Origin of the sequence: Cocleimonas flava (assembly GCF_004339015.1) — a bacterium.
In the GTDB taxonomy this organism is placed as follows: domain Bacteria; phylum Pseudomonadota; class Gammaproteobacteria; order Thiotrichales; family Thiotrichaceae; genus Cocleimonas; species Cocleimonas flava.
Map to the genome: position 1 here is coordinate 962,836 of NZ_SMFQ01000002.1, position 19,293 is coordinate 982,128.

17 protein-coding genes are annotated in these 19,293 nt (G+C 37.6%); 7 read left to right on the forward strand and 10 right to left on the reverse strand.

All coding sequences use genetic code 11. From position 1 onward, the window contains the following. Positions 1-37: 37 nt before the first annotated feature. The 5 genes from EV695_RS04435 to dnaA form a co-directional block, all read right to left on the reverse strand. Entirely contained in the window at positions 38-805 is a 768-nt protein-coding gene (locus tag EV695_RS04435; RefSeq protein ID WP_131904694.1) for an exodeoxyribonuclease III, read from the reverse strand. 12 nt (positions 806-817) lie between these two features. Continuing rightward, complete coding sequence (gene gyrB, locus EV695_RS04440) at positions 818-3,235, reverse strand: DNA topoisomerase (ATP-hydrolyzing) subunit B (protein WP_131904695.1); 2,418 nt, start codon at positions 3,233-3,235, stop codon at positions 818-820. A 129-nt stretch (positions 3,236-3,364) separates the two neighbouring features. After that, the gene (gene recF / locus EV695_RS04445; RefSeq protein WP_131904696.1) at positions 3,365-4,450 is read right to left on the reverse strand and encodes a DNA replication/repair protein RecF; all 1,086 of its coding nucleotides are present in this window, start codon (positions 4,448-4,450) and stop codon (positions 3,365-3,367) included. A gap of 24 nt (positions 4,451-4,474) precedes the next feature. Further along, a complete protein-coding gene (gene dnaN, locus EV695_RS04450) occupies positions 4,475-5,581 on the reverse strand; it encodes a DNA polymerase III subunit beta (RefSeq protein ID WP_131904697.1) in 1,107 nt (368 codons plus the stop codon). A 252-nt stretch (positions 5,582-5,833) separates the two neighbouring features. Further along, positions 5,834-7,225, reverse strand: a complete 1,392-nt coding sequence (dnaA, locus tag EV695_RS04455; protein WP_131904698.1) for a chromosomal replication initiator protein DnaA — start codon at positions 7,223-7,225, stop codon at positions 5,834-5,836. 415 nt (positions 7,226-7,640) lie between these two features. Here dnaA and rpmH point away from each other — a divergent pair, with 415 nt between their 5' ends. The 6 genes from rpmH to EV695_RS04485 all read left to right on the forward strand — a co-directional run bounded on the left by rpmH (position 7,641) and on the right by EV695_RS04485 (position 12,686). Beyond that, positions 7,641-7,775, forward strand: a complete 135-nt coding sequence (gene rpmH, locus EV695_RS04460; RefSeq protein WP_131904699.1) for a 50S ribosomal protein L34 — start codon at positions 7,641-7,643, stop codon at positions 7,773-7,775. Between the two features lie 39 nt (positions 7,776-7,814). Beyond that, on the forward strand, positions 7,815-8,210 hold the full coding sequence (gene rnpA, locus EV695_RS04465) for a ribonuclease P protein component (RefSeq protein ID WP_243651466.1): 396 nt from the start codon (positions 7,815-7,817) through the stop codon (positions 8,208-8,210). 13 nt (positions 8,211-8,223) lie between these two features. Further along, positions 8,224-9,930, forward strand: a complete 1,707-nt coding sequence (gene yidC / locus EV695_RS04470) for a membrane protein insertase YidC (RefSeq protein WP_131904700.1) — start codon at positions 8,224-8,226, stop codon at positions 9,928-9,930. 61 nt (positions 9,931-9,991) lie between these two features. Continuing rightward, entirely contained in the window at positions 9,992-11,329 is a 1,338-nt protein-coding gene (mnmE, locus tag EV695_RS04475; protein ID WP_131904701.1) for a tRNA uridine-5-carboxymethylaminomethyl(34) synthesis GTPase MnmE, read from the forward strand. Between the two features lie 80 nt (positions 11,330-11,409). Beyond that, complete coding sequence (locus tag EV695_RS04480; RefSeq protein WP_131904702.1) at positions 11,410-12,033, forward strand: LysE family translocator; 624 nt, start codon at positions 11,410-11,412, stop codon at positions 12,031-12,033. A gap of 38 nt (positions 12,034-12,071) precedes the next feature. Further along, entirely contained in the window at positions 12,072-12,686 is a 615-nt protein-coding gene (locus EV695_RS04485) for a LysE family translocator (RefSeq protein ID WP_131904703.1), read from the forward strand. 4 nt (positions 12,687-12,690) lie between these two features. On the opposite strand, the gene EV695_RS04490 is transcribed toward EV695_RS04485, so the two are convergent. The 5 genes from EV695_RS04490 to EV695_RS04510 all read right to left on the reverse strand — a co-directional run bounded on the left by EV695_RS04490 (position 12,691) and on the right by EV695_RS04510 (position 17,424). Further along, entirely contained in the window at positions 12,691-13,800 is a 1,110-nt protein-coding gene (locus EV695_RS04490; RefSeq protein ID WP_165874616.1) for an extracellular solute-binding protein, read from the reverse strand. Then, a complete protein-coding gene (locus tag EV695_RS04495) occupies positions 13,787-15,514 on the reverse strand; it encodes a chloride channel protein (protein ID WP_131904705.1) in 1,728 nt (575 codons plus the stop codon). Before EV695_RS04495 ends, EV695_RS04490 begins: the two co-directional genes overlap by 14 nt. A 70-nt stretch (positions 15,515-15,584) precedes the next feature. Continuing rightward, entirely contained in the window at positions 15,585-16,067 is a 483-nt protein-coding gene (locus tag EV695_RS04500) for a HugZ family pyridoxamine 5'-phosphate oxidase (RefSeq protein WP_131904706.1), read from the reverse strand. 62 nt (positions 16,068-16,129) lie between these two features. Then, positions 16,130-16,618, reverse strand: a complete 489-nt coding sequence (locus tag EV695_RS04505; RefSeq protein WP_131904707.1) for a hypothetical protein — start codon at positions 16,616-16,618, stop codon at positions 16,130-16,132. A gap of 29 nt (positions 16,619-16,647) precedes the next feature. Beyond that, on the reverse strand, positions 16,648-17,424 hold the full coding sequence (locus EV695_RS04510) for a TatD family hydrolase (protein WP_131904708.1): 777 nt from the start codon (positions 17,422-17,424) through the stop codon (positions 16,648-16,650). A 126-nt stretch (positions 17,425-17,550) separates the two neighbouring features. Here EV695_RS04510 and EV695_RS04515 point away from each other — a divergent pair, with 126 nt between their 5' ends. After that, positions 17,551-19,278 carry a mucoidy inhibitor MuiA family protein gene (locus tag EV695_RS04515; protein WP_165874617.1) on the forward strand — a complete coding sequence of 576 codons (1,728 nt, stop codon included), beginning with the start codon at positions 17,551-17,553 and terminating at the stop codon, positions 19,276-19,278. Positions 19,279-19,293: the final 15 nt, after the last annotated feature.

Sequence of the window (19,293 nt, forward strand, 5' to 3'; positions counted from 1 at the left end):
TATCTTGATTTCCTGATTCATCAATAGCGCTAATCAATTAAATGTCATAGTCATAATCGATTATCAGAGGCGCATGATCTGAGAATTTCTCATCCTTATAGATTTCTGTTTTCTTAACAGTTCCTTTGAGTGAAGGACTCAGTACATGGTAATCAATGCGCCAACCAGTATTGTTAGCATAAGCCTGACCTCGATTTGACCACCAGGTATAGCTATGTTCTTCCTGTTCTAATTCTCTGAACGCATCTACAAAGCCAACATCATCAAAAAGGGTATCTAACCAGGCACGCTCTTCCGGAAGGAAGCCAGAGTTCTTTTTATTGCCTTTCCAGTTCCTGATATCTTCATTCTTGTGGGCAATATTCCAATCGCCACAAATAATATAATCTCTACCAGAAGATTTCATTTCTTCCATAAGATTCATGAAGAAATCCATACACTCATATTTAATAAGCTGTCTTTCATCTTTCGCCGAACCCGAAGGCATGTACAAAGAGATAACGCTTAAGTTGCCAAATTTAGCTTCTAGATAACGTCCTTCTGAATCAAATGTCTCGTAGCCTGTCCCGCTTATCAAATCATCGGGCTCTCTTTTACAATAAAGAGCGGTTCCGCTATAACCTTTTTTAACGGCATCATTGTAATAACTAAACCCAGGATGAAATATAGGATCTTCAAGTTGATGGACTTGAGCCTTGGTTTCCTGAATACAGGTAACATCAGCATCCTGTTTTTCTAGCCAGTCAAAAAAACCTTTTTTTGCAGCAGCACGAATACCATTTGTATTTGCTGTAATTATCTTCATAACTGTACTTTTCTATACGTCTAGATTGGCAACATTCAATGCATTATTTTCTATGAACTCACGTCTAGGTTCTACTAAATCACCCATTAACGTAGAGAAAATTTCATCTGCCTGATACGCATCCTGAATATTTACACGAAGCATTCTCCGGGTTTCAGGATCCATTGTTGTATCCCAAAGTTGCTCAGGATTCATTTCACCCAGACCCTTATAGCGTTGAATATTCAGTCCTCTTTGACCTTCCTTCATTAACCAGGCTATAACATTATCAAAGCGAGAAACATATTCTCGTCTATCTGAACGTTGTATATAACTTTTCTCATTCAGCAAGCCATCTAGTTTTCTGTTCAATTCAACTAATAAGGTCATTTCAGGGCTAGCAAAGAAATCTTTATTAAAGAAATATTCTGTATCTACTCCATGCATACGGCGAGTGATTTGGATACTCCAATCATCACCTTCTAGTTCTTTTAACTGAGCTTTATAATTACGAGTGCCATTAAACTTCTCATTCGCCGTTTCTACCGCTCCATTTAACCAGTCGGTGCCCGTAGTACTATCTATGTCTTTAGTCCCAGCAGACGTAAACAGCATTGCTTCTAATACATCTTGATCATAACGACGTGATAGACGTTTAATTATATTATTGATAACAAGGAATTCATTCGCTAGTTTTTCAAGCGCTTCGCCTTTAATCGCAGGAGATCCTTCTTCAGTAAACAGACCAGCATCTTCTAGTGCTAATTGTAATAAACGTTCGTTTAACTCATCATCGTCTTTTACGTACTGTTCTTGTTTACCTTTCTTTATTTTATAAAGCGGAGGTTGAGCAATATAAATATGGCCTCTTTCTACTAGTTCATGCATTTGTCGATAGAAGAACGTTAAGAGTAACGTTCTGATATGAGATCCATCGACGTCCGCATCGGTCATGATAATAATACGGTGATAACGTAATTTATCGGGATCAAATTCTTCTTTACCGATACCACAACCTAATGCAGTTATTAAAGTTCCTACTTCTGCAGAACCTAGCATTTTGTCAAAGCGAGCTTTCTCTACATTCAGAATTTTACCTTTGAGTGGCAAAATTGCTTGAGTTCGACGATCTCTTCCTTGTTTTGCAGAACCTCCCGCAGAATCACCCTCCACCAAGTATATTTCAGAAAGCGCCGGGTCCTTTTCCTGACAGTCTGCAAGTTTACCTGGTAGACCAGCTATATCTAACGCGCCCTTACGACGAGTCATTTCTCTTGCTCGACGTGCAGCTTCTCTAGCTCTTCCTGCTTCAACCATCTTAGCGCAGATGATTTTTGCTTCTTTCGGATTCTCTATTAAAAACTCTGACAAGCTTTCGCCCATCGCAGATTCAACAATACCTTTCACTTCTGAAGAGACTAATTTATCTTTTGTTTGAGATGAGAACTTAGGATCTGGTACTTTCACAGATAACACAGCGGTTAAACCTTCGCGCGCATCATCACCCGTTAAAGAAACTTTATCGTTCTTTTTAGTCGATAAAACACCTTCTCTCTCTATGTATTGATTTAACGTTCTTGTCAGTGCTGTTCGGAAACCGGAGAGATGAGTACCACCATCACGCTGTGGAATATTATTAGTAAAACAGAAAATATTTTCCTGATACGAGTCATTCCATTGTAAAGACACTTCAACACCAACATCATCTTTCATCGTATCGAAGCTAATAACTTTTTCATGTATCGGTGTTTTCTTATCATTCAGATGACTAACAAAAGCGCTAATACCACCTTCATATTCGAAAACTATATCTTCGCCTTCACCACGTTCATCGATAAGATGAATTCTTACACCTGAATTCAGGAAAGATAATTCTCTTAATCTTTTCGCTAAAATATCAAAACTAAATTCGTGAATTGCAAAGATTTCTTTGCTCGGTAAAAAGCGAACTTTCGTACCTGTCTTTTCAGCTTTACCAACCACTTCCATTTCTGTGGTTGGATCTCCCATACTGTATTCTTGTCTGTAAACTTCACCGTTACGCTGAATCGTTAACGTCAACTTTTCAGATAAAGCATTTACAACAGAAACACCAACACCATGAAGTCCGCCAGAGACTTTATATGAATTATCATCGAACTTACCACCGGCATGAAGTACCGTCATGATAATTTGAGCAGCTGACCCACCATCTTCGTGTTCATCAACAGGTATGCCACGACCATCATCAGAAACAGTCACAGAACCGTCTGTATTCAACTTTACAGTAATTTGGGTACAGTGACCTGCTAAGGCCTCATCTATCGAGTTATCGACGACCTCAAACACCATATGATGAAGACCAGTTCCATCGTCTGTGTCACCGATATACATACCGGGTCTTTTTCTAACAGCTTCAAGTCCTTTTAAGACCGTAATACTCGAAGAATCGTAATCATTTTTTTCAGACATTCTTTACAACCTATCTATAAGATTTTAGGCACTTAAAATTGCTTGAGAATTTTATTTTTGTGCAGGCAAATATAACCGACAAATTATATACCATTTAGCAGGAAATGTATTTAGATTAGCTAGACTTCTTCAACCTTGATATTCAGAAAATGACCCGTGTTTCACGTGAAACATCTTTGCTTGGTCCAAATCATAAGTTAAAGGTTTGGTAGTGGTGATGATGGATTGTAATTTCAAATCTGAAATGAATTTTAAAAGCTTATTCTGGTTTATAACATCTAACTCTGAAGATAAGTCATCAATTAACAAAATACCTTTACTGGATTTCGTTTCAAGAATAATTTCACTTCGAGCTAAAAGTAAAGATATTGCAATTAGTTTAAGTTGTCCTCTCGACGCAGACTGAGAAGCAGATGTATCGCCTAGGTTAATTTTTAGATCAGCCTTGTGAGCACCAGTTACCGTTCGCTTAAATTTAATATCAATATCAGATTTTGATTTGTAGAAATCCAGTAAGGATTTCGAATCCGTTTGAATATCATTTGGAAAGCCCGAATATAATTCAATATTGATATCAAGTTCGGGTAATAACACAGATGTAATTTTTTGAAGTATCGGTTTAATTAACTCAACCGTTTGATGTCGGTATTTAATAATTTCAGGCTGGTTAATAACGAGTTCGCTTGTCCATTTATCTAAGGCATAAAAATGTTTAGGTGACTTTAAACAGATATTCCTTTGTTTTAAAACATGCTGATAGGTTTTCCACTTTGAATAAAAATCAGGAAAAATATAGAAAGCCAACCAATCGATATATGCTCTTCGTAACGATGGAGCTCCAGTAATCAGTTCTAAAGAATTTGGATGAATTATCGTTATAGGTAAATGAGAACTAAGTTCAGCTTGAGAAAAAATATCTTTCTGATTAATACGAATTGACGTTTTACTCTGGCTTTTATCAATACCCATTTTTATTGAAGAATTATTATTATTGAGTGTAGCATTCACCAAAGCTGATGGTTGTTGATATTTGATTACTTCAGAAATATGGGAAGACCTGAATGATCTACCACTAGATAATAAACTTAAAGATTCGAGTAAGCTTGTTTTACCAGAAGCATTATCACCAATGATGATATTGAATCCAGGACAAAAGTCTAAACTTTCATCCTGAATTGAGCGTACATTTTTAATGTTGAGTTTCTGAATCCACATAAGATCAGAAGATATGAAATATAATTACAAACGGATTGGCATAACAACATAACGTGTTTGCAAATCATCCGATGAATGTAATAGGGCACTGCTATCAGGTGTAGATAATTCAAGATGAACAATTTTACCTTCTAGATGATTTACTGCTTCAAGCAAATAAGTCACATTAAAACCGATTTCAAATAGTTCACCAGAATAATTGATATCAATTTCTTCTTCGGCACTTTCATTTTCTGGATTGTTACTGTGAAGAACCATTACACCGTTCTGAAGCTTTAGACGTATTCCACGAAATTTTTCATTAGACAAAATAGCAACACGAGACAAAGTATCTCTGAATTGTTCTCGATCAAGTTCGATATTGTGTTGGCAGTTAGATGGTATTGCTGCTTGATAATCTGGATATTTTCCATCAATAAGTTTTGATGTAAATCTAATATTATCTTTGTGAACGCGAATATGGTTATCGCTGATTTGTAAGGCAACGGGAATTTCACTGGTAGAATCAAGTAAACGAGTTAATTCTAGAATCCCTTTACGTGGCACAATGATTTTCAAAGGAGAATCTAATTTAAGATCTTCAACTGTAAATTCAGAAACTGCTAGACGATGTCCATCAGTAGAAACTGCCAAAAGTTTATTATCAGATAGTTCTAACAACAAACCATTTAGATAATATCTGACATCCTGATTCGCCATTGAGAATGAGACTTTTTCCATCAAAAGTTTTAAATCTTTTTCTGGAATAGTGATTTCGTTTTGTATCGGAATATCATCAAGCAGTGGATATTCTTCTGCAGGTAACGTTGCTAATTCAAATTTACTTCTAAGTCCTTTGATGTGAAGTCTTTCACCTTCCGTTTCAAATAAAATAAAACAGTCAGCAGGCAAAGCTTTGCAAATATCAAAAAGCTTTCTTGCAGGTGCAGTAATTTGACCAGGTTCTTCTGCTTGAATATCAAGTTTAGAAGACATTTCAATTTCAAGGTCTGTACCAACAAGGCTTAATTGATTTTCTGAGACTTGAATTAATATATTTTCAAGAATTTTGCTAGTGTGTTTTTTTTCTACAGCACCGACAACATGAGTGAGTTGATCGAGCAATGTTTCTTTGGAAATAGTTAATTTCATATTTATATTATATATATATTTAAAAGATAATAGTAGTAATAGGGGTAATGCTTTACTGTTAACAAAGTTAATAAATACAATTAAATCATATATTTAAAGATACAAATGGGTGTTGATATTGTATCTGATAAAAATGATTATATGTGTGTAAGAACTGTGGATAAGTCTGGTTCTAAAATTAAACAGTTTTTTATCCACAGCTTGTTATTAGTTTTACATAGCATTTAATAACGTCTTATCCTTTTACAAATATTACCTTGTTAAGGTTCTTTCTAGTATACGATAGCTTTCGTCTAAAGTTGTGTCTTCTGTTCTTAATTCTTTAATTTTTTTACATGCGTGTAATACAGTAGTGTGATCTCTATTACCAAAGAAGGTACCTATCTCAGGTAAACTATGATTAGTCAGTTCTTTAGACAAGCTCATGGCTACTTGCCTTGGTCTTGCTATAGATCTAGTACGTCTTTTAGAATCAAGATCAGAAGTCTTTATATTATAATGTTGGGCAACGGTCTTTTTAATGTTATCAACCGTAACCATTTTATCCTGGCTTGCTAACTGATCGCGTAAGGCGTCGTGAACAAAATCAAGGGTAATGTCAGTACGTTGATGCAAACGTAAACTAGCAAGGACTCTTTGCAAGGCTCCTTCTAGATCTCTGACATTCGAACGAAAACGTTTTGCAATAAAAAATGCTGCATCTTTTGGTAAATCAAGATGAAACTCTTCTACCTTCTTAGTTAGTATAGCTACGCGTGTTTCAAGCTCTGGTGGCTCGATTTCGACGGTTAGACCCCAATTTAGTCGTGACCTTAATCGGTCATCGATGCCTTCTACATCTCTGGGGTATTTATCACTAGTGAGGATTATTTGTTTTTGGCCTTCTAACAGTGCATTAAACGTATGAAAGAATTCTTCCACAGAGCTTTTTTTGCCAGCGAAAAACTGTATATCATCGATGAGTAATGCATCAACAGTTCGGTAATATAATTTGAATTGATCAATGCTGTTAGTTCGTAAAGCAGTAATCATGTCGTTTACAAAACGTTCTGAATGAAGGTATACCACCTTGGCATTCGGATTGTTTTCTCTTATTTGATTCCCGACTGCATGCATTAGATGCGTTTTACCTAGACCAACTCCCCCATAAATAAATAGAGGATTATACGATTGACCAGGGTTGTCTCCCACCTGTTTGGCTGAAGCTACAGCTAAACGATTAGATTTACCTTCAACGAAATTGTCGAAAGTCATTGTAGGGTTTAAATTATTGGTAAAACTTTTCTGATTGATAATAGGTTGTGGCTGTGGATTAGAAACATTTTGAGTATTATTGTTTAAAACAGGCGGCGCACTCGGTGCTGTGATAGAAGCTTCAGCAGGCACAGGTTCTGAGTACGAAAGCGTATCACCAGCACCAATCTGCAGAATCACTTGAATATTATTGCCATTAGAGATTTTCTTAACTTCATCTTTAATGGTTTCCAAGTGTTGATCTTTAACGTACTGAAAGACGAATGTGTTTGGGGCTAGAAGTACTAAAACATCATCATGCTGTGTACCATGTAGAGTACGTAACCAGGTATTAATTTCCTGGTCTGATAATTTTGACTCTAGTTTATTCAGGCATTGTTGCCAGAGCATAGATGATACTCCTACGAAATTTATGACAATTTAAGGATTAAACCGTTAAACCAATAATTGATTAGTGGGTTGAAAATATTAGTATTTTAATTGAATGGCTATAGAGGTAATTTGTTAGGGGACAAACTACTATTTATACACATTCTATTCTTATTATTAGTACTGTCATAAAGCTATAATTTGTAAATGCTTTGTATCGTACTTAAGAAGGTCAAATACTACTCTCTATGATAAGTTATCCACAAGCAGTTTTTGGTTCAAAAAAATAATATATTATTTGACATTGAGACAATCATAGCGTATTTTTTCCGCCCTTTGCGTTCCTACAGTAATTTGATTATAGCAATATGATCAATTGTAGAATGCAATCTTCATAACGAAGTTATAAATAACAGATTTTAATAGGTTTTTAGTCATGAAAAGAACATTTCAACCAAGTAATTTAAAGCGTAAACGTACACACGGTTTTCGCGCACGTATGAGCACTGTTGGTGGACGTAAAGTTTTAGCATCTCGTCGTGCAAAAGGTCGTGCATCACTCTGCTGTTAAGTTTTAAGTTTTTTAAACAACTTAAGATTTCAGTTTAAAGTGAACGCAATAGATGTGGCTGACAGTAATATTAAGCTTCATCTTCATCGTGACTTGAAATTGTTGAATGCTGAAAACTATAAATTTGTTTTCAGTGATTCACAGCGTTTTGGTAATCGTTGTTTAACTGTATTAGCCAGAACAAATAATTTAGATCATCCTAGATTAGGATTAGCTATATCTAAAAAATGCGCAAAAAGAGCTGTAGATAGAAACCGCATTAAAAGATTATTCCGTGAAAGCTTCAGGTTAAATCAACATTCATTACCTAATGTTGATATCGTCGCTATGTGTAAGCCAGGCATTCTTTCTTTAGATAATGCGGAGATGCAAAGGCAAATAGAAACACAATGGCGTTTCATGCGTAAAAAATTCCCTGCATTATCAAACGAATAGAGTCTTTTTAGTCATGGATCAACAACGCCCTTTTCTATATTTAAGTTTAGTATTTTTAGGTTTCTTAATTTGGTCTACTTGGCAACAAGAACATGCACCAAAGCCTATCCCTTCAGCGAACACGTCTGTTCAACAATCTGCTAATGGAAATAATTCAGTGCCTTCGGGTTCTAGTGTTTCGGTAAATGGTTCAGATGTCATTCCTTCGGCAAATAATGCTGCTACAAATGCACAAGCTAAACAAATTCACATTAAAACTGATGTACTCGATATGTATATCAGCACAGTGGGTGGAACCATAGTTCAAGCTGATTTACCGACACATCCAGTTAGTTTAGAAGAACAGGATAAAGCAACACGTATTATTGATAGAGAAATGAAGTACGCTGCACAAGCTGGTCTTATCTATCGTGGAAGCAATGGTGAAAGTTCTGCACCTAATCATTACACTAACTTTGACACTGAGAGTACCGAATATTCTCTACAAGATGGTCAAGACACACTTCAAGTGCCTCTAACCTGGAGCAATGGACAAGGTATCACTGTTACTAAAACGTTTATATTTGAACGTGGCTCTTTTTTGGTTAAACAAATTCAGACCGTTGATAATAAAACAGATCAAGTATGGTCTGGTAATGAGTATTTAGAACTGACTCATAAAGAACATGAGAGATCAGGCAGTCTACTTGGTGGCGCTATCGCCTACGTTGGTCCTGCTTATTACAATAATAAGTACGACAAAATTGATTTCGATGAAATAAAAGATGGTGAGTTAAAAGATCTTAATAGTTCTGAAATTAACGCATTACCAGAAGAAGAAAAAGCCAGCCGATTAATTCAAGGCGGTTGGGTAGCCATGTTGAAGCACTATTTTGTAAGTGCCTGGATACCTTCTAAAGAAGAAACAAACACCTATTACACCCGTTATAACAAATCTAGTGATAACTACATTATCGGTGTTAAATCTCCTGTTAAAGATATTCAACCAGGTACATCGGGTAGTTTCGACAGTCAACTATACGTAGGGCCAACTGATCAGGCGACATTGGCTGAAATCTCTGAGGGTCTGGATTTGACAGTTGATTACGGGATATTTGCGTTTGTTTCTAAACCAATATTCTGGGTAATGAGCTTCATTAACAGACATATTGTGAGCAACTGGGGTTGGACAATTATCCTATTAACCATGTTCATAAAGCTTATTTTCTTCTACCCATCAGCGGTTAGTTATCGTTCTATGGCGAAGATGAAAAAGCTTGGTCCAAAGATAAAAGAAATTAGCGAAAAATATAAGAACGATCCACAAGCTAAGCAAAAAGAAACCATGGCGTTTTATCGTAAAGAGAAGATAAACCCATTAGGTGGTTGTTTGCCAATGCTAATCCAAATGCCGGTATTTATGGGTTTATATTGGGTACTTCAGGAGAGTGTAGAGTTACGTCAGGCACCGTGGATTCTTTGGTATAAAGATTTGTCGATCAAAGACCCGTTCTTTGTATTACCGATCATAATGGGCGCAAGTATGTTTATTCAGCAAAAGCTGAATCCACCTGCTGTTCAAGATCCGATGCAGCAAAAGATATTTACCTATCTACCGGTTATCTTCACTGTGATGTTCTTATTCTTCCCTGCTGGTCTTGTACTTTACTGGGTTGTTAATAACATTCTTTCTATTTTCCAGCAGTGGTTTATCAATAAAAAGATAATAGGCGACGGATAGTTAACTATTCCTTTGCAATAAAGGTTTATCAACGTTGATTAACATGTAGTGGTATTAGTAAATGATGAATGCCATCGATACAATTGCCGCAATAGCTACACCATCCGGTAGAGGTGGTGTAGGTATCATTCGTATTTCAGGGCCATACGTTCGCGATATGGCCGTTGATATACTAGGTTCCTTACCACTTCCTTTTAAAGCGTCACATCGTCTATTCAAAGATGCTAATCAAGAAACTCTTGATGATGGCGTTGCCATATTTTTCCCCTCTCCCAATTCGTTTACTGGCGAAGATGTTTTAGAACTCCAGGGTCATGGCGGTCAAATTGTTTTGGATATGGTTCTAAAACGATGTCTTGAATTGGGATCACGAATAGCAAAACCTGGTGAGTTTTCGGAAAGAGCATTCCTCAACGATAAACTCGATCTTACACAGGCAGAAGCTATTGCTGATTTGATAGATTCAGGTTCTGAGCAAGCAGCAAGATCTGCGTTACGTTCTTTACAAGGTGAATTCTCTTCTTCGATAGATTCCCTGTTGATTAAGATGATTGAGATGCGTGTTTATGTCGAAGCGGCATTAGATTTCCCAGAAGAAGAAATTGATTTTTTAGCGGATAAAAAAGTCTTAGAACGTTTGCAGGCTATTAAAGATCAACTCACTGAAATCACCTACAAAGCAAAACAGGGAAGCTTGTTAAGAAGCGGTTTAAACCTCGTTATTATCGGTGAACCTAATGCAGGTAAATCCAGTTTACTGAATGCTTTATCGGGTAACGATACTGCTATAGTTACTGATATAGCTGGCACTACACGTGACGTATTGCATGAGTCTATCAACCTTGATGGTATGCCATTACATTTAGTGGATACTGCTGGTCTTAGAGACAGTGACGATCCTGTTGAAAAGATCGGAATCGAGCGTGCCTGGAAAGCAGTTGAAAAAGCAGATATTGCGCTTTTGCTGTTAGGCGATACCCACTTATCTACAAAAAGTGATGAGATAGTCAAAAAACTACCACAATCATTGCCTCTAATTGTTGTGCAAAACAAAATTGACTTGAATGCCAAAGATGCCGGAAAAGAAAAAGATATTATAAATATCTCAGCTAAATACAATCTTGGTATAGATATTCTTAAAGAAGAACTCAAACAAAGAATGGGATATCAGAATAATAATGAAGGGATTTTTATAGCAAGAAGAAGACATCTTCAAGCGTTAGAAAGAACTCAGGAATTTGTCGATAATGCAGAAATGCAATTAACTGAATTCAATGCCGGAGAATTAATGGCAGAAGAGTTAAGACTGGCGCAGGATGAGCTTAGTCAAATCACCGGAAAATTTACCTCAGATGATTTATTAGGTGAGATCTTTAGTAGTTTTTGTATCGGTAAATAAAGCTTTTATTTCGATTAAAACAGGCTTAGTCTACAGCGAAAAGCCACCCCCCCACTTATAAGCAGTTTTTTAGGTTAGCCATGTCTTTAGAAGCAGCGATTACATTTACTCTCGCAATATTCATTTTTGGTATTACTCCTGGTCCAGGCATCTTTGCAATACTGGCACGTGCTTTAAATTCAGGTGCAAAATCATGTATTCCATTATCTTTGGGAATGTCTGTTAGCGATGTTATTTATTTGATCTTGGCAACATTTGGTCTTGCAGCAATTGCAGAAAATTATGGTGGTTTATTTACAACGATACGGTTTATAGGCGCAGCTTACCTGATGTACTTAGGTTGGAAAATGTGGACAACTAAAGTCGATGTAGAAATACAAAAAAATAAAGTAAGCCGATCTTCCTGGTTAAGTAGTTTTGTTCAAGGCTTTTTAATTTCTGCATCAAATCCTAAAGTGATACTTTTTTATATCGCGTTTTTACCAACGTTTATGGACTTAACCAAACTGTCTACTTCGGATATTGTGTTAGTCAGCGGGTTAACCCTGCTAGCTTTAATGGTTGGTTTGATGCTAGTGGCTGTAATGGCATCTTCGGTTAGAAAATATTTAAAGTCGCAAAAGGCTTTAAAACGATTAAACAAAACTGCAGGCAGTATTATGATTGGTGCTGGCTTGTTTTTAGTCAGCAGAGGAACAAGTTAGATTACTTATTTGTTGAGCAAGTAAGCTGATTATCTCTTATGCAAAACCTATCACTTTTCATCACTGCAACATTGATATTAGCCATGACACCCGGGCAAGATTTTATCTATGTTATGGTTCGCAGTATTTCTCAAGGTATTCGCGCCGGTTTCATTTCTATCGCCGGTTTATTTATCGGGGTTATGTTTCACACCTTAGCAGCAGCCACAGGAGCTGCGGCAATTTTATTAACTTCAGCGTATGCATTTACCGTTATTAAAATTGTTGGCGCACTCTATTTGATTTATCTGGGTATTCAAGCATTTAGACAAAAAGGGCGTTTAGAAATAAAGAAAACTAAAGACAAAGCATCTGATTTTAAATTATTAAAAGAAGGCATGCTTTCAAGCACGCTTAATCCAAAACTAGCGTTATTTTTTATGGCTTTTTTGCCTCAGTTTGTAAAACCGGATTCAGATGCTTTTACCAATATGATTTTGCTGGGTTTACTGTTTCTTGTTTTATCATTGCCCATACTTATCTCTGTGGTTTTATTCTCTTCCAAATTTGGTGAAGTACTCAGTAATAACGAAAAAGTGAGCACACTAATTGGCAAGGCGACAGGTGTTATTTTGATTGGTTTAGGTATTAGATTAGGGTTTGTAGAAAGCTAGATCATTAATTGTCTTCTTTAGCATCACCCATTTTATTTTGATTTAACCAATCCCAGAATCGTGTTTTCCTTAAATTCTGAGTATTGGCATACCAATTTGCATCTCTGAATAAGGCCCTATCTAAATGATGGGTGGCTGTTGGCAATTGATCACGCATAGAAAAGCCTTGTTCAGCATGTAGACCAATTCTGCGTAAGGCACTTTTTCTACTAGGTCCGTAAGGAATAATCTCTGCCAGTTTAGCCATGTTTTCGGCTTTTATAACAAAACGGATAAAGTTATTTTTCAAGACAGTTTTAGAATTACTATCCTTTTGTTTGGGGATGACCCATACATTCCAGTCAATAATCTGAGCATCCCAGATCATGGTTATGGGCGCGCCATCGAGTTGTGCACTAAAGAACCTTCCGTTATATCCTGAAGCCATTACAGCTTTACCAGTTGATAATAATGATGCTGCTTGCCTTGGATTATCCCACCATATAATTTCATCCCGAATACTATCCAGGCGGCGAAAAGCAATACGCATACCACGTTCTGTACTGAGTAAATCGTAAATTTGATCTATGGGCACTCCTTCGGCAATCAGCGCCCACTCCAGAATATCAGAGGGTGATTTATTCAGTGCTCTCTTCCCCGGAAAACGTTTGATATCGAAGAAATCAGATATTGTTTGAGGCTTTTCTCCCGTGAATTCTCTTTCATCATAAGCAATCAAAGTTGAGTATGAGAGATGTGCTATTCCACACGGTAAAATCGAATGTTTAACAAAGTCGCTTTTAGGATTTTCGTGTTTTTTATCCTTAATAAGAATCTGTTTATAATCCAACTTATGAATCAGTTTTTTATCACAGGCGATAAGTGCATCGCCTAATGTCATGTCGATAATATCAGGGAGTAAATCACTGTTTAAAATTGCCAGATCGCCAGAGTATTTCTGGGTATTTACTAAGGTACCAGTGGCAACTTCAAAAGGTTGAAATAAAGCAGTTTGCTGTGCATTTTCATAACTGCCGCCCCATGTGGCTATGGTTAATTCTGATTGGCCGTAGAGTAACGTTGTAGAAAAATAACTACAGAGCAGGAAGATAAAAAAATGATTAAATGCCTTCATTTTCTTCATCCCTAATATCATTGGCAATCTTCTGATAGGCAGTAATCAATTCACTTTCAGGTACCATGCCAATCAATTCACCATTACTAGAATCGACGATTGGAACAGCTTCGCCAGTAAATCCCTCGAGTGCAGACATGGCTTGCCAAAGTGATGTTTTCTCATTGAGTACTGGCATATCCTTTCTGATGAGGTTGGTAATTGCTTGGGATTCTTCACCAATTAAATCAATGGTTCGTACAACACCTAAATATATATTGTTATGATTAGTGATTGCTCCGGCAGAACGACCAACCTGCTTAAGCTGAATCAGAGATTCTTCAATACTGTATGTGTCTTTTAAGTTAGCAAAATCGGTATTATCCAAGGTTAATATATTGATGTTTTCAAGCATCGCTCTATCTCTTCCAGACGATAAGTCGACACCTTTACTGGCGAGAACGACATCGAAAATGGAGCGACCGTGTAATCTATAGGCGAGTAAATTTGCAAATACGACGCTGACCATGGCAGCGATGGTTAAATCGTAATTATGGGTTAATTCAAAAACAATAAGAATTGTGGTTAAAGGCGCTCCTATGATTGGGCTGGTCAAGGCCATCATCGCGCAGATGGCGTAAACCACGACACCAGAATTGGGTATGCTGATAAAGTCTAATAAGGTCCAACATAGCGTGCCAAACAAAATACCAATCAGTAGCGATGGGCTGAAAACGCCCCCAGCAAAACCAAAGCCTAAGCAGAGTGCAGTCAGCACCATTTTAGCAATTAGTAATAGAATCAGTTCTCCACTACTAAATGCGCCTTCTATGGTTGCAAAGCGCAATGCTTCTTTACCTATTCCAAGTACATCAGGAAGTTGTAAAGCGATGATTCCCACAGCTAATCCAGCAATAGCAGGCTTAAAAATAGTGGGTAATGATAACTTCTCCGAAAACGCACTAGTAGAAGCTAACAGTCGCATAAATATAACAGCTAAGAACGCACAGACTAGTCCCAAAATTGCAAACAGCAAAAACTCGTAACCAAAAGCCACGCCATCAAAATGAACAAGAAACAGTGGAGGACTATCAAAAATAATATTGGCAAAAACGTAACCGGTTGCAGAAGCGACAGTAGTTGGCGCGAATGCTTGCAATGAGTAATGACGCAAAATCACTTCATGGGCAAAAACCAAACCGGCAATAGGCGCATTAAATGCGGTGGAGATGGCAGCAGCCACACCACAGGCAATTGCAATTGTTTGGATATTGGGTATATCGAGTTTTAGACGACTGGCAAAATTACCCGCTATGGCACCCATGTAAACCATAGGACCGTATTGGCCCACTGAAGCACCACTGCCAAGCGAAACCAGCGAAGCCAAGGTTGAAACAAAACCAGATCGTGTATCTGGTAAAAATGTTCTAAGTTGTACCGCTTTAATTGCATCGGCAGGCCCCAAAGGTCTCTTTTCAATGGTTAATTTTTGTATAAGAAAACCAACAATCAGGCCACCAATAGTGGGCACTAATACTGTAGCTGCAGTCAGTAAAAATGGATTGTTTAGCTGAATGCGAGAGCGAGGTGAAATAAGTAATACATCATTCATCCAGTCTACTGCTTCAATAAATGCTATTGCAGCGAGCGAAGCGATACTGCCAAGCGTTAATGCGAGAAGGGTTAAAACGATAATTCGATAGCTAATCCGAATAAAAGTGACATCAGAAGTCATACTAAAGACTAGTAAACAACTCTATGTTTAGCAAATGTAACTACGTTCGTGTTACTTCGCTATGATGTGCTTAGGCACTGACATGTTCCAGTTCAGTTAAACTTCCACCAGTTAGTTGATAGGCTTTACCAAAGCCTTGAACATAACGTCCTTCAGTTGGTGTTAGTTTAAATAGAATAAAATCTGGCAGGCTTCTCAGTAATGGAATGATGCTACCAAAAGACTGCTCAAATTTATCCAATCTATCGCTATAACAGGCTTCATCAGATTGAACGATACTGACATCGCAATCATAGCTAATACGTTGTCTGGCAAATAGCTGTCGAGCATCCTGTTCATCCTCTATCAGCAAAATACTCGCCATTGGTTGATTAAGAAGGTCTTGTGTATGGCTGGCCAACTGGCTTAGGAACAAATAAAAGCAGCCGTTTTCATCTTCTATGAAAGGTGCATAGCTGATGTTGGGTCGACCTGTTGCGGTCAGCGTTGATAGAGACAGTGTTTTTATCTTTGCTTTGAAGGTAACAAAGTCTTGTTCGGGTGAGTTGCTCATGAACCTACTTTAAACAGTAATACTTTAAATATAAAGCCACCCCCCTACTTTGAGGCACTTTTTTAATTAAGCTTTTTAGTGCTGGTTACCAACACACCACGTTTAGTATCAGGGTTATATATTAAAGCCACAGAACGTCCCTGATCAGTGCCAGAAAAATAGGTTTCCTGATTCACAGCAGTGGGATGCCACCAACTGGCTGGTGGGTTATTTGTAGAGAAAGTGGATTCTAAAATTTCTGGCGTCAGCGTATTTTGAGATAATTTTTTATTGATAATGTACTTTTCAACTGGGCGACGACCAACACTAAATGAAAACCAGGATGATGAAGCTTCATTGCCCGACTTGTTAATGGCTTGTACATCCGTGATCAAGGCATCGGGTGATTGAAACCATTGCTGAAGCGCCATTACAGCTGCTTCTGGTTTTGCTACACGTGTAGCATTCTCAGGCACGGGGAAAAACTTATCAGCAACGAATGGTGTTACCGCGAGTATCAATCCAGCTAAAATAACGATACCCATAATTATGGTGGAGAGTGTTTTCATCATAAGGTCACATCTAATAATCTGACGCAGGATTATAACGCAAACAACCTCTTCGCATTAGTCGTTGTTACACTCGCTACCTGATTGATGTCTATACCGCGAATCTCTGCAATGGTATTTGCCACTGTAGGTAAATAAGCTGGTTCGTTACGTTGTTGGTGATGAGATGAGTCAGGTTGATCCGGAGAGTCGGTCTCTATCAACATATTGTCCAGGGGCAGTTTTTTTACAAGCTGTTGTAATCGAGTTGCCCGTGTGTAAGTAATAGGTCCGCCGAATCCTAAATAAAAACCCAGATCTATCAGCTGTTTTGCTTGTTGTTCACTACCCGAAAAACTGTGAATAGATCCAGTTAAAGAAGGAAATTGTCTGAGGTGTTTTAGTACTATATCGAGTGATTTACGCGCGTGAATAATAACCGGCAACTGAAACTCATCAGCAATGGCTAATTGCCCGACGAATATATCTATTTGCTTTTGTTTGTTCTGTTGTTGATGACTTTCGGGGATAAAAAAATCCAGACCAATCTCCCCTATTGCGACGGCTTTATGCTCTTGTAAATACTGTTTTAATTTATCCAGATCATCATTGTTTACATCATCCATAAACATCGGATGTAAACCATAAGCTGCATGACATATTGATGGTGTAGCTTCAACGATGTTTGTAATCAATTGCCAACGATCTGCAATTGTCGATGAAACGATAATATGAGAAACATCTGCGTCTTTAGCACGCAGGATAGCGTCAGTGCGATCATGATCAAACTCTGCAAAATCAATATGTGAATGGCTATCTATGAGTTCCATGGTTTCTTATTTTAGGTTTTTACATTCTTTTTACAAAGTTGTTACACTTGATTAACGAATTAAAAGTCTCGTTCTTTATAGTGATGTCATATTCACATGAACATGAACACAACAAAAGGTATAAAAATGTCTAAGAATACTTCTGGCTTAATATTCAAGTCATCTTCACCATTAAAACTAGTGAGTAGTACTGCATTATTTGGCTTACTACTCTCTGCTCAATTTTCATCACTGGCATTTGCAGATGACATCGTTGCAGAATCTAGCATTGAAGCGGTCACTGTATATCCGGGTAGCGCCAAAGTAACGCGAGTTAGCAAGATTTCATTAAATCCGGGCAATAATGAAGTGGTTATAGAAAATTTGCCTTTAAACTTAAATGAGGCATCTTTGCGTGTTTCTGGTGAAAGTCAGGCAGATGTATCACTTGGTAGCATTGAGCTATTCAAGAATATTAAAAGAGATGTAGTGCAACAACAGGAAAAAGAATTACGTCAAAAAATTGAAGATGTTCAGTTAGAACAAAAACGTATTCGAGATGATATAAGTCGTAATAAGACACAACTTCAATTTATTCGTCAGATGGTTTTAGGTAGTAATAATACGAAGCAAAAAAATGAAGAAGTTAAAAGTGGAAGTTACACGAATCTACCTTTAGAGCAGTGGAAGCAGGCATGGGATACATTAGACTCTGCAACTGCTGAAGTGCAAGAAAAAATCAGACAGTCTGAAATTGCGCTTTCAGAGAAAGATCAGACATTAAATCAATTGAAACGTGAGCTTCAGCTGGTTGCTACGAATCAAAAAGAAACCAGAAGTGCAAAACTACAAGTCGAATCTAATGGAGCGACGGAGTTAACCTTAAATCTTACTTATCAAATAAACGGGGCCCGCTGGGAGCCAGTTTACGATGCTGATTTAGATACAGAAACTGGCGACATTAAATTAAAAACCTTAGCCCAAATTAGTCAACGAACCGGTGAAGACTGGACGGGTGTTGATGTAACGTTATCTACCCTGCGTCCTAGCGCAGGCTCTCAATTACCTGTACTTCAACCCTGGGCTTTAGATTTTATGCCAGAAGCTATGCCTATGGTACAAGCAGAAAGCGCTGGCATGATGATGAAGAAAAGCAATATGGCAGATATGGCACTGGCAGCTCCTATGCCTTCACCCGTCAAAAGAGCGCCAAAGAAAAGTATGCAGCAACAACAAAGCCGTTTGATCAGTGCAGATTTTTCTGCGGAATATAAAGTTCCGGGAAATATCAGTTTAGGTTCTGGCAGTAATAAGCGACGTTTCGCGCTGACATCACAAGATTTACAATCAACGATTAATCTTGCTAGCGCACCTCGAATGGATCCTAGAGTGATGATTCTTGCTACTACAAAATACCAGGATGAAACACCATTACTGGCCGGCAGTATGTCGCTTTATCGAAACGGTAGTTTTGTCGGCAGTACTTTCTTATCTCAAAAACAATCAGGCGAAGAAATAAAACTATCATTTGGTGAAGACGATAAAGTGAAAATCAAATTTTTACCTGACCCAGATCAGAAACGAAAAGACGGTTTATTATTTGGTAAAAAGAAGGTTGTTGAAAGACATTACAAAGTCAGCGTAAACAGTAACCACAATAAAGCTTATCCATTAGTGATACAGGATGTATTGCCTGTTTCATCTAACGAAGAACTTAAAATTAAAATACTGGGAGACCTTCCTACCAATACAGATGTAGATGGTAAGAAAGGAGTGTCGAGTTGGGACATTAACTTATTACCAAAACAGTCAGTGAATATTAAGTATGGTTACTCCGTGAGCTATCCTGAAGATCGTATAGTTCCAGGACTATAAAAGTCTTACTTCGTT